Raw genomic sequence first — 21,337 nt, forward strand, 5'->3', positions numbered from 1 at the left:
CGCGTCGGGCAGCGGGTTTTTGTCCCGGTACAGCCGGTCCGCGTGGGCGCGCCAGACTTCCTCGGCATGGGCGGCGTACTGGTTGAACGTATAGGTTTCTTTTGGCATGGCGGCCCGGGCCTCCCCCGCGGTGGTATGCCATGTGGCGGCGTAATCCTGCAGGAACGCTGCGTAGCCCGCCTCGGTCACGGCAAAGCCGTCGTTTTGGGCGTAATGCCGCCCCAGCAGGCAGCAGCGCAGGCTGTCAAAGCAGGTGTCCTGGGTCATGGCCACCAGCTCGGCGTAGCTTTTGACCGGGATATTTCCGGCGAACTGTTCAGGGGTCATCTGTTCCAGCACCATGCCGCTCTGCCGGGCGATGGCCCGGCAACGGTCCAGCTCCCGCTCCACCGCCTGCTTCCAGTCCGCTTTGCAGAGCACAAACGCGGACCCGTCCAGTACCGTCCGTTTGATTCGGGCGGCCAGCGTCCAGGCGGCCTGTGCGGCGGCTTTGTCCCGCTGCTGCGCCAGCAGATAGCGCCGGTACCCGGCCACCGTGCACACCCCCGGCAGCTTGCACGCGGCGGCCATCTCGTCGGTCAGCGCAGGCACAACCCGCTTTTGCACGGCCTGCACGGTCAGGGTGACCTTCCCCTCCGGCAGGGTCGCCGTGCGGGACTCGCCGGCCTGCACGCCGATGGCCAGGGCTTCCAGCGTTGGATTGTACATCCCGCTGCCCGCCACAAAGCGGATGCTGTCTTTTTGAAAGCGCGGCAGCGCGGAGCGCAGCGAGCAGCGGACCATATCGCCGGCAGCCACCGCGCCGCCCGGTTTCCAGGTCACATACGGGTTGCGGAGCCGGTCCAGTTCTTTTTGCAAAGCGGCCTGGTCGGGCACAAACGCCGGGATGTCCAAAGCCACCTCATGGTAGTCCTTGGCAGCAACAAGTTTGGATTGCATATGTTCCTCCTATTTTCCCACCGGCAATGGGATGCGCGCGGCGGTGAACCCCTGACCCTGCACTTCCCGGACGGTGGCGATGGTCAAAAATGCGCCGGGGTCGATGCGGTGGATAGCTGCTTTAACGCCGTAAAGTTTCTTGTTAGGGATGACGCAGAACACCACACTGCCCGCCGTCCGCCGCAGGCCGGTGTCTGCGTGGAGCATTGTCACGCCGGCCTGCGCCTCGCAAAGCAGGGCTTGCCGGATCTCCTCGTAGTGGTCGGAGATCACCAGCAGCTGAAGCTGGGCGGCGCCTGCCACCATGGTCCGGTTCATCACAAAAGTTTCGATGGCCAGGGCCATCACGCTGAACCAGAGGTTGCGCCCGCCAGCCATCCAGAACGCCATGGCCATCACGCCGTAGTCGGCGGCCATTTTGACCCCCGCTACCGGCAGTCGGATTGTCCGGTGCAGGATCATGGCCAGCGAGTCGCTGCCGCCGGTGGAAGCGCCGGCCCGAAGTGTAACCCCCACGCCGGCCCCCACAAAGCAGGCCCCGCACACAAGGGCCGCGAAGCGGTCGGTTTCGAGCAGTGAAAAGGCGGGCAAACGCTGGCACAGCCCCAGAAACACTGGATAGGCCAGCGACCCGGCCGCTGTGTTGATGGCAAACTCCCGCCCGATGCAGGCCCATCCGGCCACCAGCAGGCCCAGGTTCAGCACAAAGACGGACACAGCAGTGTCCAGCCCAAACAACGTGTGGAGGATCAGCCCTACGCCAGTGGCGCCGCCCACTGCCAGCCCGGCAGGCAGGTAGACCGCCGCCACCCCGTAGGCCAGCAGCGCATTGCCGGCCAGCACGCCCGCCAGCCGCCCCAGGTAGCCCAGCCAGCCGGGTTTCATCGCGGTTCCTCCTGCGGTTGTGCCAGGAAAGCCAGCGCGCTGTGCACCGCCACATTGCCCTCGCCCGCCGCCTTGGCGTACTGGTAGGGGCGGCCGGTGCAGTCCCCGGCGGCAAAGCAGCCGGGCAGGTTGGTGCGCTGGGCCCGGTCCACCTGGATATGGCCGTTTTCCATGGCAAGGCCGGATAGGAGCGCCTGCGGGGCCACCGTTTCCCGCAGGCAGAACACACCCTCCACCGGGAGGGTCGCATCCGCCCAGCGCACCCCGGTCACCCGGTCGTCCCCCTCGATGGTCTGGGGCCGGCCTTTGTGGCAGCCCGGTGTATCGGCCAGGCCGCCCGCGTAGGTGCAGAACAGTTCCACATGGCCCGCCACGCTTTGCAAAAAGCGGACGTCCTCCTCCAGGCTCTGGCTTTCGCACACCACCGCGATGTTCCGCCCGCGGTACAGCTCGCCGTCGCAGGTGGCGCAGCAGCTGACCCCCTTGCCCAGCAGCCGGTTTTCGCCGGGGATCTGCCCGCGTGCCGCCACGCCGGTGGCCAGGATCAGGCAGCGCCCTTCATAGAAATCCGGCCCGGCGCAGACAGCATAGTGCCCGCCCATCTCGTAGACCGCCGCCACCCGTGCTTGCTGGATTGGGATGCCAAGATCATCCACCTGCCGCAGAAAAGCGTCCCGCAGCTCCCGGCCGGTCACCCGGGGCAGGCCGGGGTAATTCAGGATACGCTCTGCCTTTTCGACCTTGTCACTGAGCCGCCGGCTGCCAAACCAGAGGAACGAAAGCCCCCTGGCCCTGGCGGTCAACGCGGCAGATACCCCGGCCGGGCCGGTGCCCACGATCAGCAAATCCCACATGAACGGCGCCTCCTGTCCATCTTTTATTACGCAGTATACAGGGCCCACCGCCGCCGCTCAAGGGGGATTGTCTATCTCGTCCGAAATCCGGCTTATTTTGCCGGGGCGAGGCTCAGGGGCCGCCGGCGTTTGCACTTTTTCATTTGGCCCTCCGATTTGCCCTTCGGCGCCGGATCTGTAAGGCGCATATTTTGTCAAGTCTCCCACCTTTCCTCATAAGTGCCCTACCCACCAGGCATTGGCCGACATTTTGGACGTGCGAGCCGATTGGGAAGAGTTGCCAGATTGCTATGGTTATCCGATGGGTGTGGGCATATTTTATCACGGAAAGAAAAAAGCCCCCTTGACAAATCGCTTGCCATTTAGCGCTGTAATTACATAGGGGATTCCTTCTTCCCGTTCAGGGCAGGCTGTGGCGGACTGCCACCATTTCCAGTCCCTTGAAAAAGTTGGGGCTGGCCCCGGCGTGGCCCTCAGCGCATGGAATTGTCAGCAGTCATAGTGGGGAGGAACAGGCCTCGGTAGATTGTCAGAGTCCTTCCAAAAAGAACTTCCTGATATTGACCTGACGCGCGGAAGGATTCGTTCCATTGGCTTCACACTCCCGGGATAAAAGACGACAATTCGTTTGTTTTTTGCTTTGCGGAGCTTGGCTGTACAAAAAACAGTCGGCTATAGTTCAGTTGGTCGTAGTAGTCTGGTCGGAGAACTGTGACGGGCAGGAAAATACAATGAACCAGCGCCGGAAATTGTGTAGTGTGCACAACTTCCGGCGCTGTTTTTGATGGTTATAAAAGAATGTTGGGACGTACAAACGGCACACGGGACCAGCTGGGAAGAAGGAGTGGTCAGAGGATGGTCAGACGGATAACCCCTGACGCACGACATGATGACCGGCGACGGCAACCAGGAACGGTATGTCTGCTGCCTGGGTGCGGGTTGCCGGTTTGCGGAGAGTGGAACCTAGCTGGTCCCTGTATCCGGTATAACAAGGCCTGGCACCAAAGCACCGGCATCCCGCTGGTGTGGATTCCCGGAGCCGGACACAATGCCAACACCGACGCACCGGAGGAAGTGAACGGGGTGATTGGGAAGTTTGTGGAGGGGTTGTGATGGGAGCCCCTGCAGGGACGGGCACGCCCCTATTGCAGAATCCGGGTTTTGCCACTATACTGGAACCATACCATAAAGGGAGGGACAGCCTGTGACCGAAAAGGAACTGGACCTGGAACTGCTGCGGAAGGGCATGCTGTTCCGCAATATGACCGACGAGGAGATCCGGCAGACGGTGGCCGCCATGGCGCCCCACCGGGCGCGGTACCCCAAAAGGACGTCGGTGGCCCAGGACGGGGACCTCTTCCCCGAGATCGGCATCATCCTTTCGGGCAGTCTGCACCTGGAGCACGTGGACAGCAACGGCAACAACAACCTGCTCTATGTGCTGAATCCCGGGGATGCGGTGGGGGAGCTGAACGCGGTGGGCCGCTACCGGCTGCACGCCTCCATCTCCACCGAGGAGCCCACCGAGATCCTCTACCTGAGCGTGGACCAGCTGCTGCGCAGGAATGTGCTCACTGCGCCCACCCAGATCCGCTTTTTGCAAAACCTGACGCTGGCCGTGGCCCAGAAAGGCCAGTACCTGACCCGCAAGCTGGAGGACAGCGTCCGCCGTACCATGCGGGACAAGGTGCAGGATTATCTGTCCGCCCAGTATCACAAGGGCGGCGACAAGCGGACCTTCTCCATCCCGCTGAACCGGCAGGAGATGGCGGATTTTCTCTTTGCGGACCGCAGCGCCCTCTCCTATGAGCTGTGCAAGATGCGGGATGAAGGGCTGCTGCAATTTGACCGCAGCCGGTTTGAGCTGCGGGTGGAAATGCCCATCACCGAGGACGAGCCGGACCCCAACGACGAATGAATGATTTTCCACAAAAAGAGCCTTCCGCTTCGGCGGAAGGCTCTTTTCTATCGTTCAGGCGTCGGCGCTGCGGCCTCTGTGGTCCGAGAGGGATTCGGCGGCCAGGGCCACACCGGACACCATCAGGTAGATGCCCCAGACGGTGCTGATGCTCACCCAGCCGATGACGGGCTGCATGGCGATGAGGTTGCCCGCCACCGCGTTGAGGAGGCCGGCGGCCAGGACCCAGCCCGCACCGGGGACGCCGTTGCGGCGCATCTCGTCGAAGGTGATGATCTGGCTGATGCCCTGCACCACCGTGAAGAGGGCCACCGCCGTGCCCAGGCCAGCGATCAGTGCCGCGCTGCCGTAGGGTGTGGCGAAGGCGGCCCAGAGGGAGAACCCGGCAAAGGCCGCCAGGGCCAGACCGGTGAGAAGGGTCCAAAGGCTGCGGCGCTGGCGGTCAGTTTCCAGGTAGGCCAGCAGCTGGGCCGCCCCGTAGAGGACAAACCCTGCCATCAGGATCACGGCCAGCGACCAGCCCAGCAGCAGCGGCGCGAATACCGCCGCCACGCCCAGTCCGGTGAGCAGTACGCCCACCGCCACGCCGCCGTTGAGAATCCGCTTGCGGGCGGCCTGTGCCGCCTGCTCCACCGACAAAATCATGGTTTTTTTCATAATTCCTCCTGCGGCGAAACGCCGCGTTTTTTTATCGTATCGCTGAGGGGCTTGGTTCTTTTTTCCTTCAGCGTGTATACAGTATAGTCTTTCCGGGGCGGAAATACGGTGGGCCAGACAACCGACTTCCGGTTTTCCCGGGAAAGGGTGCCTCACAGGGCCAGGGTCTCCCCCGGCAGCTGCATATTCCGGTACCGCTGTTCCAGCCGGGCGTCGGTGTACAGCACGTCCAGCGCCTGCTCCACCGTGTTGGAGGCCACCATGCCCCGGCTGCGCTCCTCCATGCGGACCAGCGCGGCGGCCGATACCGTCATGTCGGCGGCCAGCAGCAGGGCGGCCACCGTGGCCGCCGACCGGCCGGACTGCCGGGGAATGCGGTGCAGCCAGCCCAGCAGCCGCGGGGCGGCGAACCGGATCCAGAACACCCCGGCCGCTCCCCAGAAGAGGGCAAACAGCAGGTTGGTGCGGCCTTCCAGGTTGAAGGGCATGGCGGAGTAGTCCCAGAACAGCCGCCCGGTGAGCTTTTCCAGCACCCAGCTGGTCAGATATTCAAAGCCGCCGCCCAGCACGGCCCCCGCGGCAAAGAGGGCGGCGATGCCCTTGCGGGCCAGCGGGGTGAGCACCAGGGTCATGAGCACCGCTCCCGCTCCCCACACTACGCTGAGGGGCCCGTACAAAAGACTGCTGCGGCTCATCCAGACGCCGGTGTTCAGATAGACGAAGACCGTCTCGAAGCAGTCCCCCAAAAAGGCGCTGCTGAGGAAGAGAAAGAACCATTCGTACCATCCCATCCCCGCCGGGACGCCCCGTCCCCCTGCGCGCAGGCTTGCCGCCAATACGGCCGCTACGGCCACGGCCACCCATACTGTTGTCATCGTTTACTCCCTGTCCTTTTGATTTGTAAGAACCATTCCAACCCCGGTCTTGTCTAGGGCAGCGGGCGTCTTGTTTGTTCTGCGGGTTGCTGTTTCAGCGCAGCGTTTCCAGGAACTGCGCCATCTCTTCCATGGCATCCTCCGCCGTTTTCAGCGGGTACATCTGGAAAACATGCCACATCTCGGGCCAGCTCTGCAGCATGGCCGGGACCCCGGCCTCCTGCAGCTTTTGGTGCAGCCGGGTGGAATCGTCCCGGAGGATCTCCCGTCCGCCCACCTGGATCAGCGTGGGCGGCAGCCCCCGCAGGTCGGCGAAAAGGGGTGAATATTCCGGCAGGCTCCAGTCCGCCCCGGGGGCGTAGGCGCCCCGCACCGCTTCGATGTATTCCCGGGTCAGCAGAGGGTCCCGTTCCCGGCATTCGGTGTAGCTCTCCCCCGAGGCCGTCAGATCGGTCCAGGGCGAAAACAGCACCATCCGCCAGGGCAGCATCCGCTGGGTATCCCGCAGATCCAGGGCCAGTTCCAGCGCCAGATTCCCACCAGCGGAATCGCCGGCCAGGATGATCTCTCTGGCACCCCAACCCTGAAGCATCAGATACTCCCAGATCAGGCGTGCGTCCTCCAGCGCTTCCGGGTAGGGGAACTCCGGCGCCAGCCGATACTGGAACGCCAGCACTTCATACCCGGTAGCCTTTGCCATCCGGACTGCCAGCATTCGCGCGTACCCCAGGGTACCGCTGGTGTAGCCGCCGCCATGGCAGTACAGGATCATTTTGCTGCGGTCGTGGGCGCCTTCCGGCCGGACCCAGGCTGCGGGGATTCCCTTCACCAGGAAGGGCTCCCAGCTGAATCCGATGGGCGGCGTCAGCAGCCGTCCCAGGGCCTCCTGCCCCAGCCGCTGCCGCTTCAGGTCTTCCGGCGCGGTGGAGGTGGGCGAGGCCATCTTGTGTGCGGCGTGCAAGGCGGCCAGGATGGCCTCGTTGACGTTAGTATTCCGCGTTTCTGCGTCGTTTTTATAATTCATGTTGTTCATAGTATTCTGCCTTTCTTTGTGGGGTCCGGGTCTTTCCCGGTCCAGTGATCACAGTATACGCGGAATGCCCCCGCAAAACGGTTGTGCAGCCAACGGGTCCTGAAAAGTACAAAAAAAGAACCGCCGCCCCGTGGGGGCGGCGGTTCTGGTCTATTCTGTTATTGGGCTATTGGGCGCGGCGGGCGGTGAAGAGGGCGGCGAAATCCGCGAGGCCGTCGGCGATGAGGCCCAGGCCGAAGACGATCACCACCAGCTGTACGGTCTGGAAGGGGTTGAGGACGATGACGGCCCCCAGCACCAGCGGGATCAGGCTGGAGAGCAGCAGGGCGACGGCATCGGGGGCTTCCGCCCGCGCTGCCGTCACGGCCAGGGGCAGTTTGCCCAGGCCGTCCAGCAGGAGCTGCGAGCCCAGCACCAGCGGCAGGACGGACAGCAGCGCCTGGGGCCAGATCAGCGCAAAGACGGTGAAGGCCAGGGGCAGCACCGTCAGGAAGAGGTCCGCCGGGGATCCGGCGCCCCTTTTGCGGTCCTGCCCGTACCGCAAAAGATGGCTCAAGCCGTAGCTTGCGGCGCCTCCTGCCAGCGCCCATACAAACAGGGTGCTGGTGGCGGCGGGAAATGCCATGAGCAGCCCGCCCATCAGAATACACAGCAGCGCGATCCAGACCGAGGCGCTGCGCTTCCAGAAATACATGACCATGATACGCTCCTTTTCTGCCGCCGGTGGCGGCCTTACCGATTTTTCCCGCCGGCTTTCCGGTGGGGTGTGTTTTTTGTTCGGTACGGTAAGTATAGGCGCTTTGTCCTCAAAAATCCGTTGGCTGCACAACGGGCTTTGAAAAGACAGCAGAAAGGGAGGAGCCCCTTTTCAGGGGCTCCTCCCTTTGGTTTTTGGCGGCAGATGGGATCAGGACCGGGCCACCTCGTAGCTGCTCCAGCTGTCGGCGGCGGAAGCCCCGGACACATCAGCCTCGGCGGTATAGGAGGACACCGTGACGGTATAGCTGCTGTCGCCGCTCAGATACACAGTGCCGTCGGTGCCCACGATGGAGACGGTGTTGCCCTCCCCGTCCACGATGGTGCCCGCGCACTGCAGGCTGGTCACCGTGCTGTTGCCGGTGACCACCCAGCGGCTGTCCGAGTCAATATACAGGCTGGCGTAACCTTCGCCGCCCTCCCCGGCGCAGCTCTCGTCCTGGCGGACGGCGCCGGTGAGGGTGCTGCCCTGGGTGAGATAGAGATCCAGGTTGCTGATGGAGTCCCAGATCACGTCCCCCTCCAGCGTCTGGCCGATGCCGGTGAAATGGCAGTCGGCGCCGTTGGCCCCCGACGTGCCCCAGCCGCGGCCGTTGGCGTTGCCGGTGCATTTGAGCAGGAATTCGCTGTCGGCGGCCCCCGTAATGTCCACGCCGGAGAGGATGAAGGTGGACTCGGTGTTGGTAGTGTAGAACATGCCGCCGTTCTGGGCGGTCAAGCTGCCGCCCACCATCTCGAAGGTGCTGTTGCCCTGCTCCGAGTCGCCCGACATGCTCTGGTAGAGGATCACGTTCCAGGTGCAGTCGTTCTGGTCGAGGTCGTGCATGCTGCCCGAGAGGTTGCAGTCAAACAGCCGGATGGTGTTGAGACCCTCGATGCAGATGGCCTCCGAGCCGTTGGCCGTCAGGTCGGCGTTGTGGACGGTGATGTCCGCCGTGCTGTAGACGGCGGGGGAACCCTCGCCGTTGGAGGTGTAGCTGCCGCCGTCCACCACCATGGTGCCGCTGCCCCGGTCCGACCGGATGGCCGCCGCCGATTCCCCGTTGGTCTCGACGTTCAGGTCCCAGGCGTAGAGCGTGCCGCCCCCCGCCACATGGATGCCGCCCGAAGTGTCCCGGGCGGTGGTGATGGTGGTATCCGACACGTAGGCCGTGCCGTCGCCGTAGGCAAAGACGCCCGCGCCGCCGGCGGCGTCGGTGGTGATGGTGCTGTCCGAGATCTTCAGCGTGCCGTCCGTCACCAGGGCGGCAGCCCCCACGCCGTAAAAGCTGGAGCTGTCCCCGCCGGTGCTTTCGTCGGACTGGCGGGTGATGGTCACATCCTGGAGGTCTGCGGTGATGCCCTCGGTGGCCACCAGCACGGCGTTCTCGTCGGTGCCGGTGGAGGTCAGCTCACCGCCCGACACCTGGGTGTCCTCCGCATAGGTGTTGGCCGCCGCATAGCTTTCCGGCGCGGCAGACTGTCCGCCCATACCGCCGCCCGGCCCGCCGCCGGGCAGGGTGACCGTTGCGGCTACGCCGTCTTCCCCCACTTCCACAGTCACCGTATCTCCCACGGTGACGTCCTCATAGGTCAGGGTTTCCGGCTGCCCGTTTTCGGGGGTGGCGCCGCCGGGAGCCTCCGGCGGAGTCTGGCCATCAGAGGCAGCGCCGTCCGGCATTTCGGGAGGCGTCTGCCCGTCGGAAGATTCTCCGTCGGGTTTCTCGGGGGGCGTTTCCCCATCGGTGGTGCCTTCCCCGGACGCAGCCGGGGGTGTTTCGCCGTCGGTGGCTTCTCCGTCGGGCTTCTCGGGCGGTGTTCCGCTGTCGGTGGAGTCTCCCTCGGGCTTTTCCGGGGGTGTTTCACTGTCGGTGGCTTCCCCATCGGGTTTCTCGGGCGGTGTTTCTCCATCGGCGGCTCCGCCGGGTACCCCGCCGCCCATCCCGGGCTGGTCGCGCTGGAATACTGTGTCCTCCGAGAGGGGGATATCCACCGTGCCCGACGCCTCGGTATCCAGCGAGAGTTCCTTGGCGCTCACGGCGCTCACCGTGCCGGTGAAGGTCTGCCCCGCCAGGCTGGAAAGACTGGTTGCCTCGCTTTCGGTTTTGCCGCAGGCGGTCACCGAAACCAGAAGTGCCGCCGCCATCACCGCGGCTGTGATCTGCTTTTTCATGGATCGGACGATTCCTTTCTGTTCATAAGACTGTTTTTCATAACAGTATGATCCTATCCCCCGAACCTTAACCAGACCTTAAAAGCAGAACCCATTCAGGAACTTGTGGCGCCGGTCTGCCCATCGGGAGATGCACTGCCCGCTGCGCCGCCTTTTCGTCCGCCGCCGGACTGACCGCCGTTTTTGCCTCCGCCCATCTGGCCGGGATTGCTTTCCGAGCCGTCGTTGGTACTGACATTGCCGCCGTTGTTGGTGTAGGTGCCGTCACAGTCCAGAGCTGTGTCACCACTGCCGTTGCAGGTGAGTTCCAGCGTGCCGCCGTTGATGGTCAGGGCACCGTTGGAATCCACACAGTCCCCGGAGGATACCACCGTCAGGCTGCCGCCGTTGATGGTGATGAAACTGTCGGAGTCCGACGCAAAGGTATCCTGGGGGCCTTTACCAAACCCGCCGAAACCGGAACTGTCTGCCCCGCCCGCCGCATTGATACCGTCATCGTTGGCGGTGATGTCGAAGGTGCCGTCCTCCACGGTGATGGACGCTCCTTCAATGCCTTCGTAGCAGTAGGGAATGGTGAAGGTACCGCTCTGGATCGTAAGGGCATCGTCACAGTGGATGGCATCATCCCCGCTGTTCAGGGTAAAGGTTCCGGCGGCAAGGGTCATGGCCCCACCGGCATGGAGGCAATCATCCGCGCTGTCGATGGTGAAGGTTCCTCCGGTGATGGTGAAACCGCTTTCCCCCTTGATGCCCTTCTGGCTGGCCGTCTCCTCGTCGGTGGCGGTGGAAGTGGCTTCCGTTTGTCCCCGGGCACCCGGCTGGCTGGTCTGGGTAGTAGTCATATCCACGCTGGCGCTGCCTGCGCCAGTGTACAGCGCAAAGGTGCCGCTGTCGATCTGCAGGGCGCCCTGGGCACTGATGGCATCCCCCTGGGCGGTGATGGTAAAGCTGCCGTCCACGATGGAAAGGCTTCCCAGGGAGAGGTCGTCCGTATTCTCCGCATGGATGCCGTCTTTGCCCGCGGTGATGGTGAAGCTGCCGTCGGCGATGGCAACGCTGTCCTTGCCGGACAGGCCGTGACTGGCGGCAGTGATGGTATAGTTGCCGCCGGTGATGACCAGATCATCCTTGGACACCACCCCGTGCCCGGCCGGGGCGTTGACGGTCAGGCTGCCGGTACCGTTGAGGGTCAGGTCCGTCTTGGCGAAGAGTACGGCGTCGATGTTGTTGTCATCCACTGCCACGTATTCGCCGCCGTTGGTCAGGGTGTTTTCCGTCCCCGGGGCCAGCGTCACAAAGACCTTGTCTGCCTCCAGGGCATAGAGGGCCGCCGAGGTACTGCTGGTGATATCGGCGCCGTCCAGCACCAGCTGTACCTTGTCACTTTCTCCTGCATCCACCACGATCTGGCCATCGGTGAGGGTGCCGGAAAGAAGATAGACACCTTCCTGCCGGATGGTGACCCGGCTGCCCTCTATGGTGACCCCGTCGGCGTCGCAGGCGGCGCTGTCTCCGTTCAGCTGGATGGGGATGGCGGAACTCTCGTCGTAGGTTTCCTGCAGGTCGCGGTCACTGAACAGGCTGTCGGTACCGGCGGCGGAAGCCGTCGTGACGGCTGTTTCCTCTGTGGCGGAAGATATCGCCTCCACCGTGCCGGACGATGCCGGCTGCGCGCCGCAGCCGCTGAGGACAACCAGCGCAGACAGTCCGACGGCGGTGGTTGTATATGGGATTCTTTTCATAGAAAGATTGTCTCCTTTTACAGTGTGGCCACCGTGTTGTCCTGGTGGCCCAGCGAAATTTCCAGATTTCCGTTGCGGATCCGGAGCTGATCCAGGAATTGTTTTTCCCGTGCGGGATCTTTCAGGGTCAGCTCATAGGTCAGCCGGAACAGACTGCCCATATTGGTGGTCCTGACCTGGGTGAGAGAATACCGGCGGGTGTATCTGTCCAGTACCGGCTCAAAGACGCCGGTGTAATCCAGATCTTCCGGGATGGTGATATGCAGGGTGCGCTCTGTGGCGTCGATGCGCCCGGCCCGCAGGCTGAGGGCCGTATAGACCATCATGGCCGCCCCCAGGATCAGGGTGAACAGGATGCCGTATCCCAGATACCCCATGCCGGTGATGAGCCCTGCGCCCATGGCTACAAACAGGGCCGCGATCTCCCGGGCGGAGCCGGGGGCGGAACGGAAGCGCACCAGATTGAAGGCGCCGGCCACCGCCACACCGGTGCCCACATTTCCATTGACCATCATGATGACCACACAGACTACGGCGGGAAGAACCGCCAGGGTGACCACAAGGCTCCGGCTGAACCGGGAACGCCACATGGTCATGCCGCAGAGCAGCAGCCCCACCAGCAGGGATACCCCCACACAGAGAAGAAAGTCCCCGGGTGCAATGGTATCGGTGAGCGTTGTGTCAAACAATCCGCGAAACAGGGTATCAAGCATAGGTAATTTCTCCTCTCCGGCTCTTGCGCAGGATATCCCCATAGGCTGTGCCGTATTTGGAAAAGGACGTTTTGAAAATGTTCTGCTCCGACAGAACACGGGCCATCCAGAGGGGCAGTCCGCCGGCCACCTTGACTTCCATCAGCACCTGGTCCGGCGGAAGGATGGAGATGCCCGCCGTGTCGGAATCCAGCGTCAGCTGGTCCCGGCGGTAGCGGATTTTCCGGTCAAAGGTCACCCGGAACTCCTCATCTGCCACCCCGCGGAAGGAATCCCGCTCATAGCTGAGAAAGACGGCCGGGCGCAGCGTTTTGTAAAAGTCTGCGGCATAGGCCAGCTCGGCGCCGATCTGGCTTTCGGGCCAGGGGTCCGTTCCCGCCACGCAGCCAAGGGCCTGCCGCTGGGGCAGGGCGATCCGCCGCTTGTAGACCACCGAGCGGTACTTCTTTTTCAGTTCCACGAAGACCGGCGCGTCCTTTCCCGCACGGCCGTAGCTGCGCACCCGGAGTTTTTCCTTATAGACAGGCCCTTCCAGACTGCGGCGGATCAACCGGAAATCCGGGGTGTCCAGGTACAGGTTGCGGATGGAACTGTGACTGTACTCGTCGGGAACCATATAGGGCGTCATGGCGGCCAGTACAGCCTGCAGCTGACGGAAATTCATCCGATATTTGAATTCATATCGCTGAAAGATCATCTGATTTTTCACGGGCAGGTCCTCCTTGTTGAAGGTATTGTAAAGCCAGTGTAAAAAACGAACCATAACTGGACTTTAAAGCCCGGGTGTGTATTTTGCGAAAGAAATTCAAAATATCGGTGATGCCCTCCGGTAACAGCTGACAGTGCGGGGAACCTGTGGTATGATTTTAGGTACAGTTAAGGCCGCGGCGGTATACTGTCCTTACAGGATTATAAAGGAAAGCAGGCGATGAAATGCGTATTTTGCTGGCAGAGGACGAGCATTCCCTGTCCCGGGCGGTCTGCGCGCTGCTGGAACGGAACAACTACTCGGTGGACGCCGTGTATGACGGCGAGGCGGCGCTGGATTTTCTGGACGGGGGCAACTATGATGGTGTGATCCTCGACATCATGATGCCGAAACTGGACGGTCTGGAGGTGCTGCGGCGGCTGCGGGAAAAGGGCAACACCATCCCGGTACTGCTGCTTACCGCCAAATCCGAGGTGGAGGACAAGGTGACCGGCCTGGATATGGGGGCCAACGACTACCTGACCAAGCCTTTTTCCACCGCCGAGCTGATGGCCCGCATCCGCGCCATGACCCGAAGCGCCACCGGCGGCCATGTGACCAGCCGCCTCAGCCTGGGGAATGTGACGCTGGACCAGACCACCTTTGAGCTTTCCTCCCCCCACGGCAGCTTCCGGCTGGCCAACAAAGAATACCAGATGATGGAACTGCTGCTGCGCAACCCCCGGCAGCTTATTTCCACCGAACGGTTCCTGGAACGGATCTGGGGCTATAACAGCGAGGCGGAGGCAAATGTGGTGTGGGTCTACATCTCCTACCTGCGGAAAAAGCTGACCGCCCTCAAGGCCAATATCCAGATCAAGGCCACCCGGAATGCCGGGTATTCCCTGGAGGAACAGCCATGATCCGCCGGCTTCGCCGCAAGCTCATCCTGGCCTGCATGGTTTCGCTGGCCCTGGTCCTGGCGGTGATCCTGGGCGGCGTGAATCTGATGAGTTATCACAAGATGGTCACCGATGCGGATGCCATCCTGGCGCTGCTGGACGCCAACGGAGGGAACTTCCCGAAAAACCGCGGCGCCGAGGGGACCCGGCCGGACGGTGAGCCCCCCGCCCGGAAAAATCCCTTTGACCCGGGGGGAATTTCGCCGGAAACCCCCTATGAATCCCGCTTCTTTTCGGTGCTGCTGGACGCCGACGGCCAGTCCCTGCAGGTGGATACCGGGCAGGTCGTGGCCGTGGACGAGGCGGCGGCGGTGGAGTATGCACAAAAGGTTTGGGCGTCCGGCCGCCGTTCGGGCTTTTTGGAATATTACCGCTATCTTGTCTGCGAGGAGGCGCAGGGTACCCTGATCGTCTTTCTGGACTGCGGGCGCAGCCTTTCCACCTTCCTCTCCACCCTGCTGACCAGCGTGCTGCTGGCACTGCTGGGGCTGCTGGCCGTCCTGGTGCTGCTGCTGATCCTCTCCAAGCACATTGTTCGGCCGGTGGCGGAGAGTTACGAAAAACAGAAGCAATTCATCACCGATGCCGGGCACGAGCTGAAGACCCCCATGACCATCATCGGCGCCGACGCCGACCTGGCCGAGATGGAGTGCGGCGAAAACCAGTGGATTGCCGACATCCGCCGCCAGGCCCAGCGGCTGACCCGGCTGACCAACGATCTGATCTATCTGTCCCGCATGGAGGAGGAACAGCCCAAACTCCAGCCCATTGAATTTCCCCTCTCCGACGTGGCGGAGGAGATGGCCCAGTCCTTCCAGGCACTGGCCAAAAGTCAGGGCAAAGAGCTCCTTCTCCAGATTCAGCCCATGCTCTCCTTCACCGGAGACGAAAAGGCCATCCGTCAGCTGCTCTCCATCCTGTTGGACAACGCCCTGAAATATTCCGCAGACAGCGCCCCGCTGAAACTGGAGCTGGAAAAACAGGGCCGCACGATCCTTCTCACCGTGTCAAACCCCGTCGCCCAGCCCATGGAACAGGACAAGCTGTCCCACCTGTTCGACCGCTTCTACCGCACCGACCAGTCCCGCAACAGCGAGACGGGCGGCTACGGCCTGGGACTGTCCATCGCCCGAAGCATCGTGCTGGCCCACAAGGGAAAAATCCGGGCGGAAAGCCCCGATGGCATGACGCTGACCATTGTGGTCCATCTGCCGTCGTGAATTTACTGAATTTTCCCCTATACTTGTACTATTGTCCTGAAGAGGCAGAAGCAAATGTCATAGATCAAAAAAGGGTCGCTGTACGGAAATACAGCGACCCTTTTCGTGCGGCCGGGGGATTCAAACCTCTGTCCTTTGAAGTCAGAATTTTAGGAAGAACTGCACCGTGAAGAATCCAAGCATCAAAAACACATTTCAAAAACGCGGCCGCCATTTTGTTTTTTTCGTAAAAACGTACAATTCAAACCATCACATAGCTCAGTTGTTCTCAGATCAGTCGTCCATAGTCCAGTTGGACGTAGTAGTCTGGTCGGAGAACTGTGACGGACGGGAAAATAGCATGATACAGCGCCGGAAATTGTGTAGTGTGCACAACTTCCGACGCTGGTTGTAGTGGTTATAAAAGAATGTTGGGACGTAAAAAACAATAAACGGAACCGGCTGGGAAGAAGGAGTGGTCAGATGGTGGTCAGGAGGCATAACACACATGGAACGCGCCAAAAACGCACGCGTGCGTTATCAATCAAGAACAAACGCGTTTCGCGTGTTTTAGCGCGCTGTTTGCATCATTCATTATTTTATAAAAACGCCTGTGATAGTCAACTTATCCAGCTAAATAAGCACTCCCAAAAGGGTTCATTCTCCCGGATTTTGCAAATCGCCCAGATATTGCTCCGCCAGCGCCTCCTGGTATCCGGCACGCCTTTCCGCCAGGACAGCCTGGGCGGTGGGACGCAGGGCCGGGCAGGCGATCTGTTCCAGCTGGCGCAGGCGGCCTTCCCCCTCGATCTTCTTTTCCGAGATGGCCCGCCGGTAATCCTGCGGTTCCATGTGCCAGAAACGCACCCGCTCCCCGTATTCCTGCCATAGCCGGTCGGCGATGGAAAGGCCCTCCGGGTCAAAGTCCCCGGCGTAATACAACCGGCAATCGGTTTGCGCCAGCAGGTCCAACAGCTGCCAGGAGGCCTCCTTCAACTGGCCGGAGGTGCAGACCAGCGGGTGCTGCAGCCGGCTTTGCCGGCACAGAGAGGAAAACAGCATTTGGTTTTCCAGCAGATACACCCGGCCGGTGGGGCTGGCTGCGCCGGTTATCTCCGCCAGCTGGGAGGAAGTGAGCAGGCAGAATTTGCCTGCCTGCCGCAATTGTGCCCAGGCCGGATGCTCCCGGCCGTCGGCCCCTGTCAGGATCAGGCCGCGCTGCACCGTAAAATCCGAAATATCGTCCTGCATCAACCCGCAGTGGCGCAGCAACGCCAGACGCTGGCGGGCGCGGGCGGGCAGCGGCACCCCCTGCCAGAACGCCAGGGCGTGGAGCAGCAGGCTGCCCGCCGGATTTTTCCCGTCCAGGGCGTGGGGGTCGGTGGAGACGGCATAACTGCAGAGGGCCAGCTCCTCCGGCTCGGCGTGTTGTTGCCGACGGTCCAGCGTGCAGCAGACCCAGTGCAGCCACCGGGCGGCCTCGGGCTGCCCGATGCGGTCCTGCAGAACCCCGAAGCCATGGCTTTTCTTTTCTTCCATAGCCTGCAGCCAGCTGCGTGCCGCCTCGCCGTGGGGCATAGCCGCCTCTGCGGCGAAAAAGCGGTGCACTTCCTCCTGGCGGTCGGCTTTCTGCCGTGCGTGGGAGCGCAGCGGCGCCCCGTCCAGCTGCTGCCAGAATTCCGCCAGGTCGGTCACCGCAAATCGGCTGTCCCGCAGGGCTTTTTCAAAATCCGACACCTTGTAGCGCAGTAGGGGCGGCACAAAATGGCGGCCCAGAAGTCCTTCGGTGGCGCGGCATTCCTCCGGGGTGGCATCCTGCAGCCGGATCACACCGTCGGCATAGCCGGCCAGGCATCTTTTGCGCAGCTGGGCCAGCTGCCGCTGCCAACCGGGTGTGGAAACAAAATAGTCCCGCAGGGATGATTCTTTCATGATTCCTCCAGTCTTCGCACATGACCGTCCCAGTGATAGCGCAGCACCGTGACGATTTGGGCATTCTGGGGGCGCCACAGCTCTGCAATGTTCAGCGAGGATACCGCGGGGTAGCATCCCCACAGTGCCTGGGAGTTCATGATATAGTCAAACCCAAGCTCATGCACCAGGGCAAACATGCTCTCGATGTTGGTCTCGTCCACACCGGCAAAGGCCTCATCCAGCGCCATCAGCCGCGGAGCCTCTTTGCCCGCTGCTATGTACTGGGCCGCCAACGCCGCAAACAGCGGCACATACATGGCCATGGCCTTCTCGCCTCCGCTGAAGCTGTTGAAGGCGGAATCGGTCAGTTCCTTTTTGGTCTGCTTTTCCACACCGCCCTTCTGGTAGAAAAGGCGGAAGGTGAACCAGTTCCGGAAATCCAGGGCCTCCCGCATCAGCTCCGAGTAGGTGGCCGGGGTGGCTTCCATCTGGGAGCGCTCCCGCGCCCGATTGATTTTGGCGCGGAAATGATCGGTGATCTTCTGCCTGTCCGCATCCCCCATCAAGGCCGGGTCCTTGCGCAGCAGCTTGAGCAGTTCCCCCGTGTCCAGTTCCTTTTGCTGGTCGGCGGGCTTCCCCTTCCACACAAGGCTGAACCGCAGTCCCATGGAAGTGTTCAGCTGTTCCATGATGCCGCTCATCCGCTGGGTCCATTCCTGGCTGTTGTTGATGCGGTGGCTCAGCTTGGTGATGATCGTCTGGTTGAGGATTGTCTCGAACAGACGGCGGTCCTCCCGGGAGAGAAGCTGTTCTTCCACTTCCCGCTGGTTTTCCAGCCGCCGGATAAAGTCCAGCAGATCCAGCCGCTGGCCGTCCAGGTAGAGTTCGATACAGACGCGGCTGCGCAGCCGCCCTTCCTCACTGGCAAACAGCGGCTGGATTCCCATGCGGTAGGTATTCAGCGTACTGGCCATATGCATATTTTTTTCTAAGGATGTACGCAAGTCGTCCGGTCCCAGGTTGCGGTCCTTCTGGCGGATGTGGTCCCGGGCGGCTTCCGCCTGCTGCCACAGAGGCTCCTCCCCGCGCCCCGGCTGACCGGGGCCCCGGCAAAGTTCTTCCTCAAAGATCCGGCGCAGCGCTTCCTCCTCCCCGATGGCCTTTTGCAGGTCCTGCTTTTTCCAGGTCAGTTCGGGGCCCTGGTGGTCCAGATCGTTCTGCCGCAGCTGCATCTGCGTATCGGTATCATGGTATTGTTTCTTTGCCCGCTCCAGCGCCCCGTTCAGCTCTTCCAGCTTTTGGGCCAGGGCCTGGATTTCCGGCCGGGCCAGATAGCGCTCCAGCTCCTCCAGAGCGGCCTTTGTCTTGCGCTGTTCGGCCTGCTGGCGGCGGACCCGGTCGGTGCAGGCCAGCAGGTCCTCGTTCAGGTCATTCATCTGCTGTTCCAGTTCCTGCACCCGGCTCTGACACCGTTCCAGCTTTTCCTTGCCCTCCGAAATGGTCCGGTACTGTTCCCGGTATTCCTCGCACAGATCCTCCATCTGCTCATAGGTAGCGGCATCCTGCTCATAGGGGAGCCCCCGGGTCAGCGGCAGGATCTCCGCGCGCAGATCAGCAAGCTGTTTCTGCTGCCGCTGGACCTGCTGTGTGCAGTCATCCAGGGTCCGTTCCGAGCGTTCCACCTCGTCCCGCTGTTTGGCTGCCAGGTCCAGTGCCATCGCCAGATCAGCAGTGGTGGGGCGGGATTCATAGGCCTGCTGAAGCTGCCGCCGGGCCGCCTCGTTCTGGTGCAGGCGCGCCCGGATCTCTTCCTGTTCCTGTTGCTTTTCTTCCATCTGCCGGGCAAGGGCCTGGATCTGCCGTTCCCGGTTGGCCCGCCGGGCCGAAGCCCCGATATACCCGGCCGGCTGCAGGGCCACGCTCCGCCCCTGCAGCACCCCCTGGCGGTACCGGCCGTCGGCGGCAAACCAGGCATGGCCCGCCGGCTGTTCCGAAAGGCAGGCGAGGATCCCGGCCATATCGGCCCAGGGGGGCAGCTCCGCTTCCGGCCGCAGGGGCAGCGGCGCGGCCGCCGGGGACAGGTCCTCCAGGCATAGGAAGTGATCGGGATGTTCGGCCAGCAGTTCCGGCATCTCTTTCCGTGTTTCCGGCGGCACCACCAGCGCGTCGAGGATCCCCGCATCCGCCAGCTGTGCTTCCAGCAGGTCACGGCGCTGGGGCGGCAGATCCGGCGCAAAATCCACCAGCTCGTAAAAGGAGGCATGGGGTATGCCGCGCTCCCGCAGATAGGCGCGGGTGGCCTGCACCGCCTCGCTGCGCGCCGGCGGCAGGTCTTTTTGGTTTTCCAGCTCCCTGCGGCGGGCGGCCAGCTCGTTGAGCTGCTGCTGGCCGTCCTTTTGCTGCCGGTCCAGAAGGGCATATTCCTGGGCCAGCGGCGCGGAAAGCCGCTGCAGCGCTCCGTTGAGAATCCTCTGCATCTCCTGTTCCTGGGCCAGCCCTTCGTAGGCGGTGATCTGGGCAAAGAGCGCCATCACTTCCTCATGCCGCAGGCAAAAGGCCCGGGTCGGTTCTTCCAGCGCCGCGAAGGCTTCGCTTAATTTATCCCGCATGGCACCCACCGTGCGCTGGGCTTCTTCCCACTCGGCTTGGGTGTGGCGCAGAGCCAGAGCGGCCGTATCCCGCTCCTGCTGGTACCGGTCCAGCCGTCCCAGGGCTTCCTCCTGGCGGCGCAGCCCTTCCTCCGCCTTGCGCAGCTTGGTAGCAAAACGGGCGATCTCCGGCTGTTCCTGCCGGAAATCCACCGCCTGCAGGGTAGCCGGGTGGCCGGGATAACGCAGTTCCTCATTCTGCTCCCCCAGTTCCTGGAAAGCCTCTTCCAGCCCTTCCCTCTCGTCGTCACAGCGGCGTGATGCCTGACGGCGGTCCCTCTCCTTGGTATCCAGCGCCGCCTGCTTTCTGCGTTCTTCCTGCTGCTCCCGGTCGATGTTCTCCTGCTGCTGCGCCACCTGGCGGCGGCATTCTTCCTTGCGGAGCACCGCGCTGTCCAGGTCACTGCCCTCCCGCAGCACTTCCAGCTGACGGGAAAGCTCCCCCACCTGCTGTTCCGCCTCCTGGTGGCCTGCCCGGGCCTCCTCCAGCGCCTGCTGCGTCAGGGCGACCTTATCTTCCAGGCTCTTTACTTCGGTCTGCCGCTGCTGGGTAAACTGACGGGCCGCCAGATAACGATTTCCTTTTTTCCCCAGTATATATTGATTGTAGCGGGTATACTCGTTGCGCAGCTGGCGGGCCTCCTGCAAGCTCTGCCCCAGCGCTTCCAGCCGGTGCTGGATGGTGTCCATCTTTTCCATGGAATTGACCATGGGAGCGATGTCTTCCTCGCTCAGCGGCTGCAGCGAGGCATTGAGAATCTCCTGCACCAGCCGCGGGGAAAAGTCCTTGCTCAGCTTGGGTTTTCGCAGCTGGATCAAAAGGCGGAGCAACCGGTCATACTGCTCCATCTCGGCACAGCCGAAGAGCATGCGGTTGACCATCTGTTTGTAGTCACTGCCCCGTTCCACCCAGTTTTCGCCGTCGCCGAACCGGTTGTGGACCTCTTGCCTGGTAAGGGAGATGTGCTGGGAGCCCTTGGTTTCAAACAGAGCGAAGTCCTCCGGCCCGGTGCCGATGCGCCGGCCGTCACTCAGGCAGAATCCCCAGAATTCCACCCCGCTGCTGCTGCGCCGGGCCCGCAGCCCCACCACCAGGGTGCGGTAGAGCCTTGTTTCCGGCTTGATGAATTCCAGATAGAGATAGCCGGTGCTCTCCTCCTTCTCCTCCCCCAGCAGGTAATATGCCATTTTGCGGTCCTTGCTGCCGAAGGAATCCAACCGGTAGGGACGCAGATCGCCGTCCAGCATAAAGGGAATAAAGCTCTGGGTGGTGACGGATTTTCCCGCGCCGTTCTCACCCCGCAGCAAAAGGCGACCCTCGCTGAAGGGGAACTCCTCCCAGTCGTAGAGCCAGAAGTTTACAAATCCCAGTTTGTTCATCCGCCAGCGTTCCTGCATGGTT

Annotated in this window: 16 protein-coding genes; 3 read left to right on the top strand and 13 right to left on the bottom strand. The window is 62.4% G+C overall.

The window, feature by feature from the left end:
- From U0L91_RS09705 to U0L91_RS09715, 3 genes are all read right to left on the bottom strand, one after another.
- Positions 1 to 939 (bottom strand): trigger factor (locus tag U0L91_RS09705; protein WP_330046484.1); only part of this gene is annotated, 939 nt, incomplete at its 3' end.
- A gap of 9 nt (positions 940 to 948) precedes the next feature.
- Positions 949 to 1,824: a YitT family protein gene (locus tag U0L91_RS09710; protein WP_330046486.1), complete on the bottom strand. Its 876-nt coding sequence runs from the start codon at positions 1,822 to 1,824 to the stop codon at positions 949 to 951.
- The gene (locus U0L91_RS09715; RefSeq protein WP_330046488.1) at positions 1,821 to 2,678 is read right to left on the bottom strand and encodes an NAD(P)/FAD-dependent oxidoreductase; all 858 of its coding nucleotides are present in this window, start codon (positions 2,676 to 2,678) and stop codon (positions 1,821 to 1,823) included. The genes U0L91_RS09710 and U0L91_RS09715 overlap by 4 nt, the downstream gene beginning before the upstream one ends.
- 1,204 nt (positions 2,679 to 3,882) lie before the next feature.
- Between U0L91_RS09715 and U0L91_RS09720 the strand changes: the two genes are divergently transcribed.
- Positions 3,883 to 4,596, top strand: a complete 714-nt coding sequence (locus U0L91_RS09720) for a Crp/Fnr family transcriptional regulator (protein WP_330046489.1) — start codon at positions 3,883 to 3,885, stop codon at positions 4,594 to 4,596.
- Positions 4,597 to 4,650: 54 nt separating this feature from the next.
- On the opposite strand, the gene U0L91_RS09725 is transcribed toward U0L91_RS09720, so the two are convergent.
- From U0L91_RS09725 to U0L91_RS09760, 8 genes are all read right to left on the bottom strand, one after another.
- A complete protein-coding gene (locus U0L91_RS09725; RefSeq protein ID WP_330046490.1) occupies positions 4,651 to 5,253 on the bottom strand; it encodes an HdeD family acid-resistance protein in 603 nt (200 codons plus the stop codon).
- Between the two features lie 152 nt (positions 5,254 to 5,405).
- A complete protein-coding gene (locus U0L91_RS09730) occupies positions 5,406 to 6,128 on the bottom strand; it encodes a putative ABC transporter permease (protein WP_330046491.1) in 723 nt (240 codons plus the stop codon).
- A gap of 94 nt (positions 6,129 to 6,222) precedes the next feature.
- Positions 6,223 to 7,161 (bottom strand): alpha/beta hydrolase, encoded by a 939-nt coding sequence (locus U0L91_RS09735; protein ID WP_330046493.1) that lies wholly within the window; start codon positions 7,159 to 7,161, stop codon positions 6,223 to 6,225.
- Positions 7,162 to 7,327: 166 nt separating this feature from the next.
- Positions 7,328 to 7,861 carry an HdeD family acid-resistance protein gene (locus U0L91_RS09740; RefSeq protein WP_330046495.1) on the bottom strand — a complete coding sequence of 178 codons (534 nt, stop codon included), beginning with the start codon at positions 7,859 to 7,861 and terminating at the stop codon, positions 7,328 to 7,330.
- Positions 7,862 to 8,068: 207 nt separating this feature from the next.
- A complete protein-coding gene (locus tag U0L91_RS09745) occupies positions 8,069 to 10,069 on the bottom strand; it encodes a hypothetical protein (RefSeq protein ID WP_330046497.1) in 2,001 nt (666 codons plus the stop codon).
- Between the two features lie 95 nt (positions 10,070 to 10,164).
- Entirely contained in the window at positions 10,165 to 11,811 is a 1,647-nt protein-coding gene (locus tag U0L91_RS09750) for a carbohydrate-binding domain-containing protein (protein ID WP_330046499.1), read from the bottom strand.
- A gap of 17 nt (positions 11,812 to 11,828) precedes the next feature.
- Positions 11,829 to 12,524 (bottom strand): DUF4956 domain-containing protein, encoded by a 696-nt coding sequence (locus U0L91_RS09755; RefSeq protein WP_330046501.1) that lies wholly within the window; start codon positions 12,522 to 12,524, stop codon positions 11,829 to 11,831.
- Positions 12,517 to 13,233 carry a polyphosphate polymerase domain-containing protein gene (locus U0L91_RS09760; RefSeq protein ID WP_330046503.1) on the bottom strand — a complete coding sequence of 239 codons (717 nt, stop codon included), beginning with the start codon at positions 13,231 to 13,233 and terminating at the stop codon, positions 12,517 to 12,519. Before U0L91_RS09760 ends, U0L91_RS09755 begins: the two co-directional genes overlap by 8 nt.
- A gap of 224 nt (positions 13,234 to 13,457) precedes the next feature.
- On the opposite strand from U0L91_RS09760, the gene U0L91_RS09765 reads away from it, so the two are divergent.
- Both U0L91_RS09765 and U0L91_RS09770 read left to right on the top strand, forming a co-directional pair.
- Positions 13,458 to 14,135 (top strand): response regulator transcription factor, encoded by a 678-nt coding sequence (locus U0L91_RS09765; protein ID WP_330046505.1) that lies wholly within the window; start codon positions 13,458 to 13,460, stop codon positions 14,133 to 14,135.
- Positions 14,132 to 15,394: a sensor histidine kinase gene (locus tag U0L91_RS09770; RefSeq protein ID WP_330046507.1), complete on the top strand. Its 1,263-nt coding sequence runs from the start codon at positions 14,132 to 14,134 to the stop codon at positions 15,392 to 15,394. Before U0L91_RS09765 ends, U0L91_RS09770 begins: the two co-directional genes overlap by 4 nt.
- Positions 15,395 to 16,030: 636 nt before the next feature.
- On the opposite strand, the gene U0L91_RS09775 is transcribed toward U0L91_RS09770, so the two are convergent.
- Both U0L91_RS09775 and U0L91_RS09780 read right to left on the bottom strand, forming a co-directional pair.
- On the bottom strand, positions 16,031 to 17,305 hold the full coding sequence (locus U0L91_RS09775) for a TIGR02679 family protein (protein WP_330046509.1): 1,275 nt from the start codon (positions 17,303 to 17,305) through the stop codon (positions 16,031 to 16,033).
- On the bottom strand, positions 17,302 to 21,333 hold the full coding sequence (locus U0L91_RS09780) for a TIGR02680 family protein (protein ID WP_330046511.1): 4,032 nt from the start codon (positions 21,331 to 21,333) through the stop codon (positions 17,302 to 17,304). Before U0L91_RS09780 ends, U0L91_RS09775 begins: the two co-directional genes overlap by 4 nt.
- Positions 21,334 to 21,337: the final 4 nt, after the last annotated feature.

The organism is Gemmiger sp. (assembly GCF_036306485.1).
Lineage (GTDB): Bacteria > Bacillota > Clostridia > Oscillospirales > Ruminococcaceae > Gemmiger.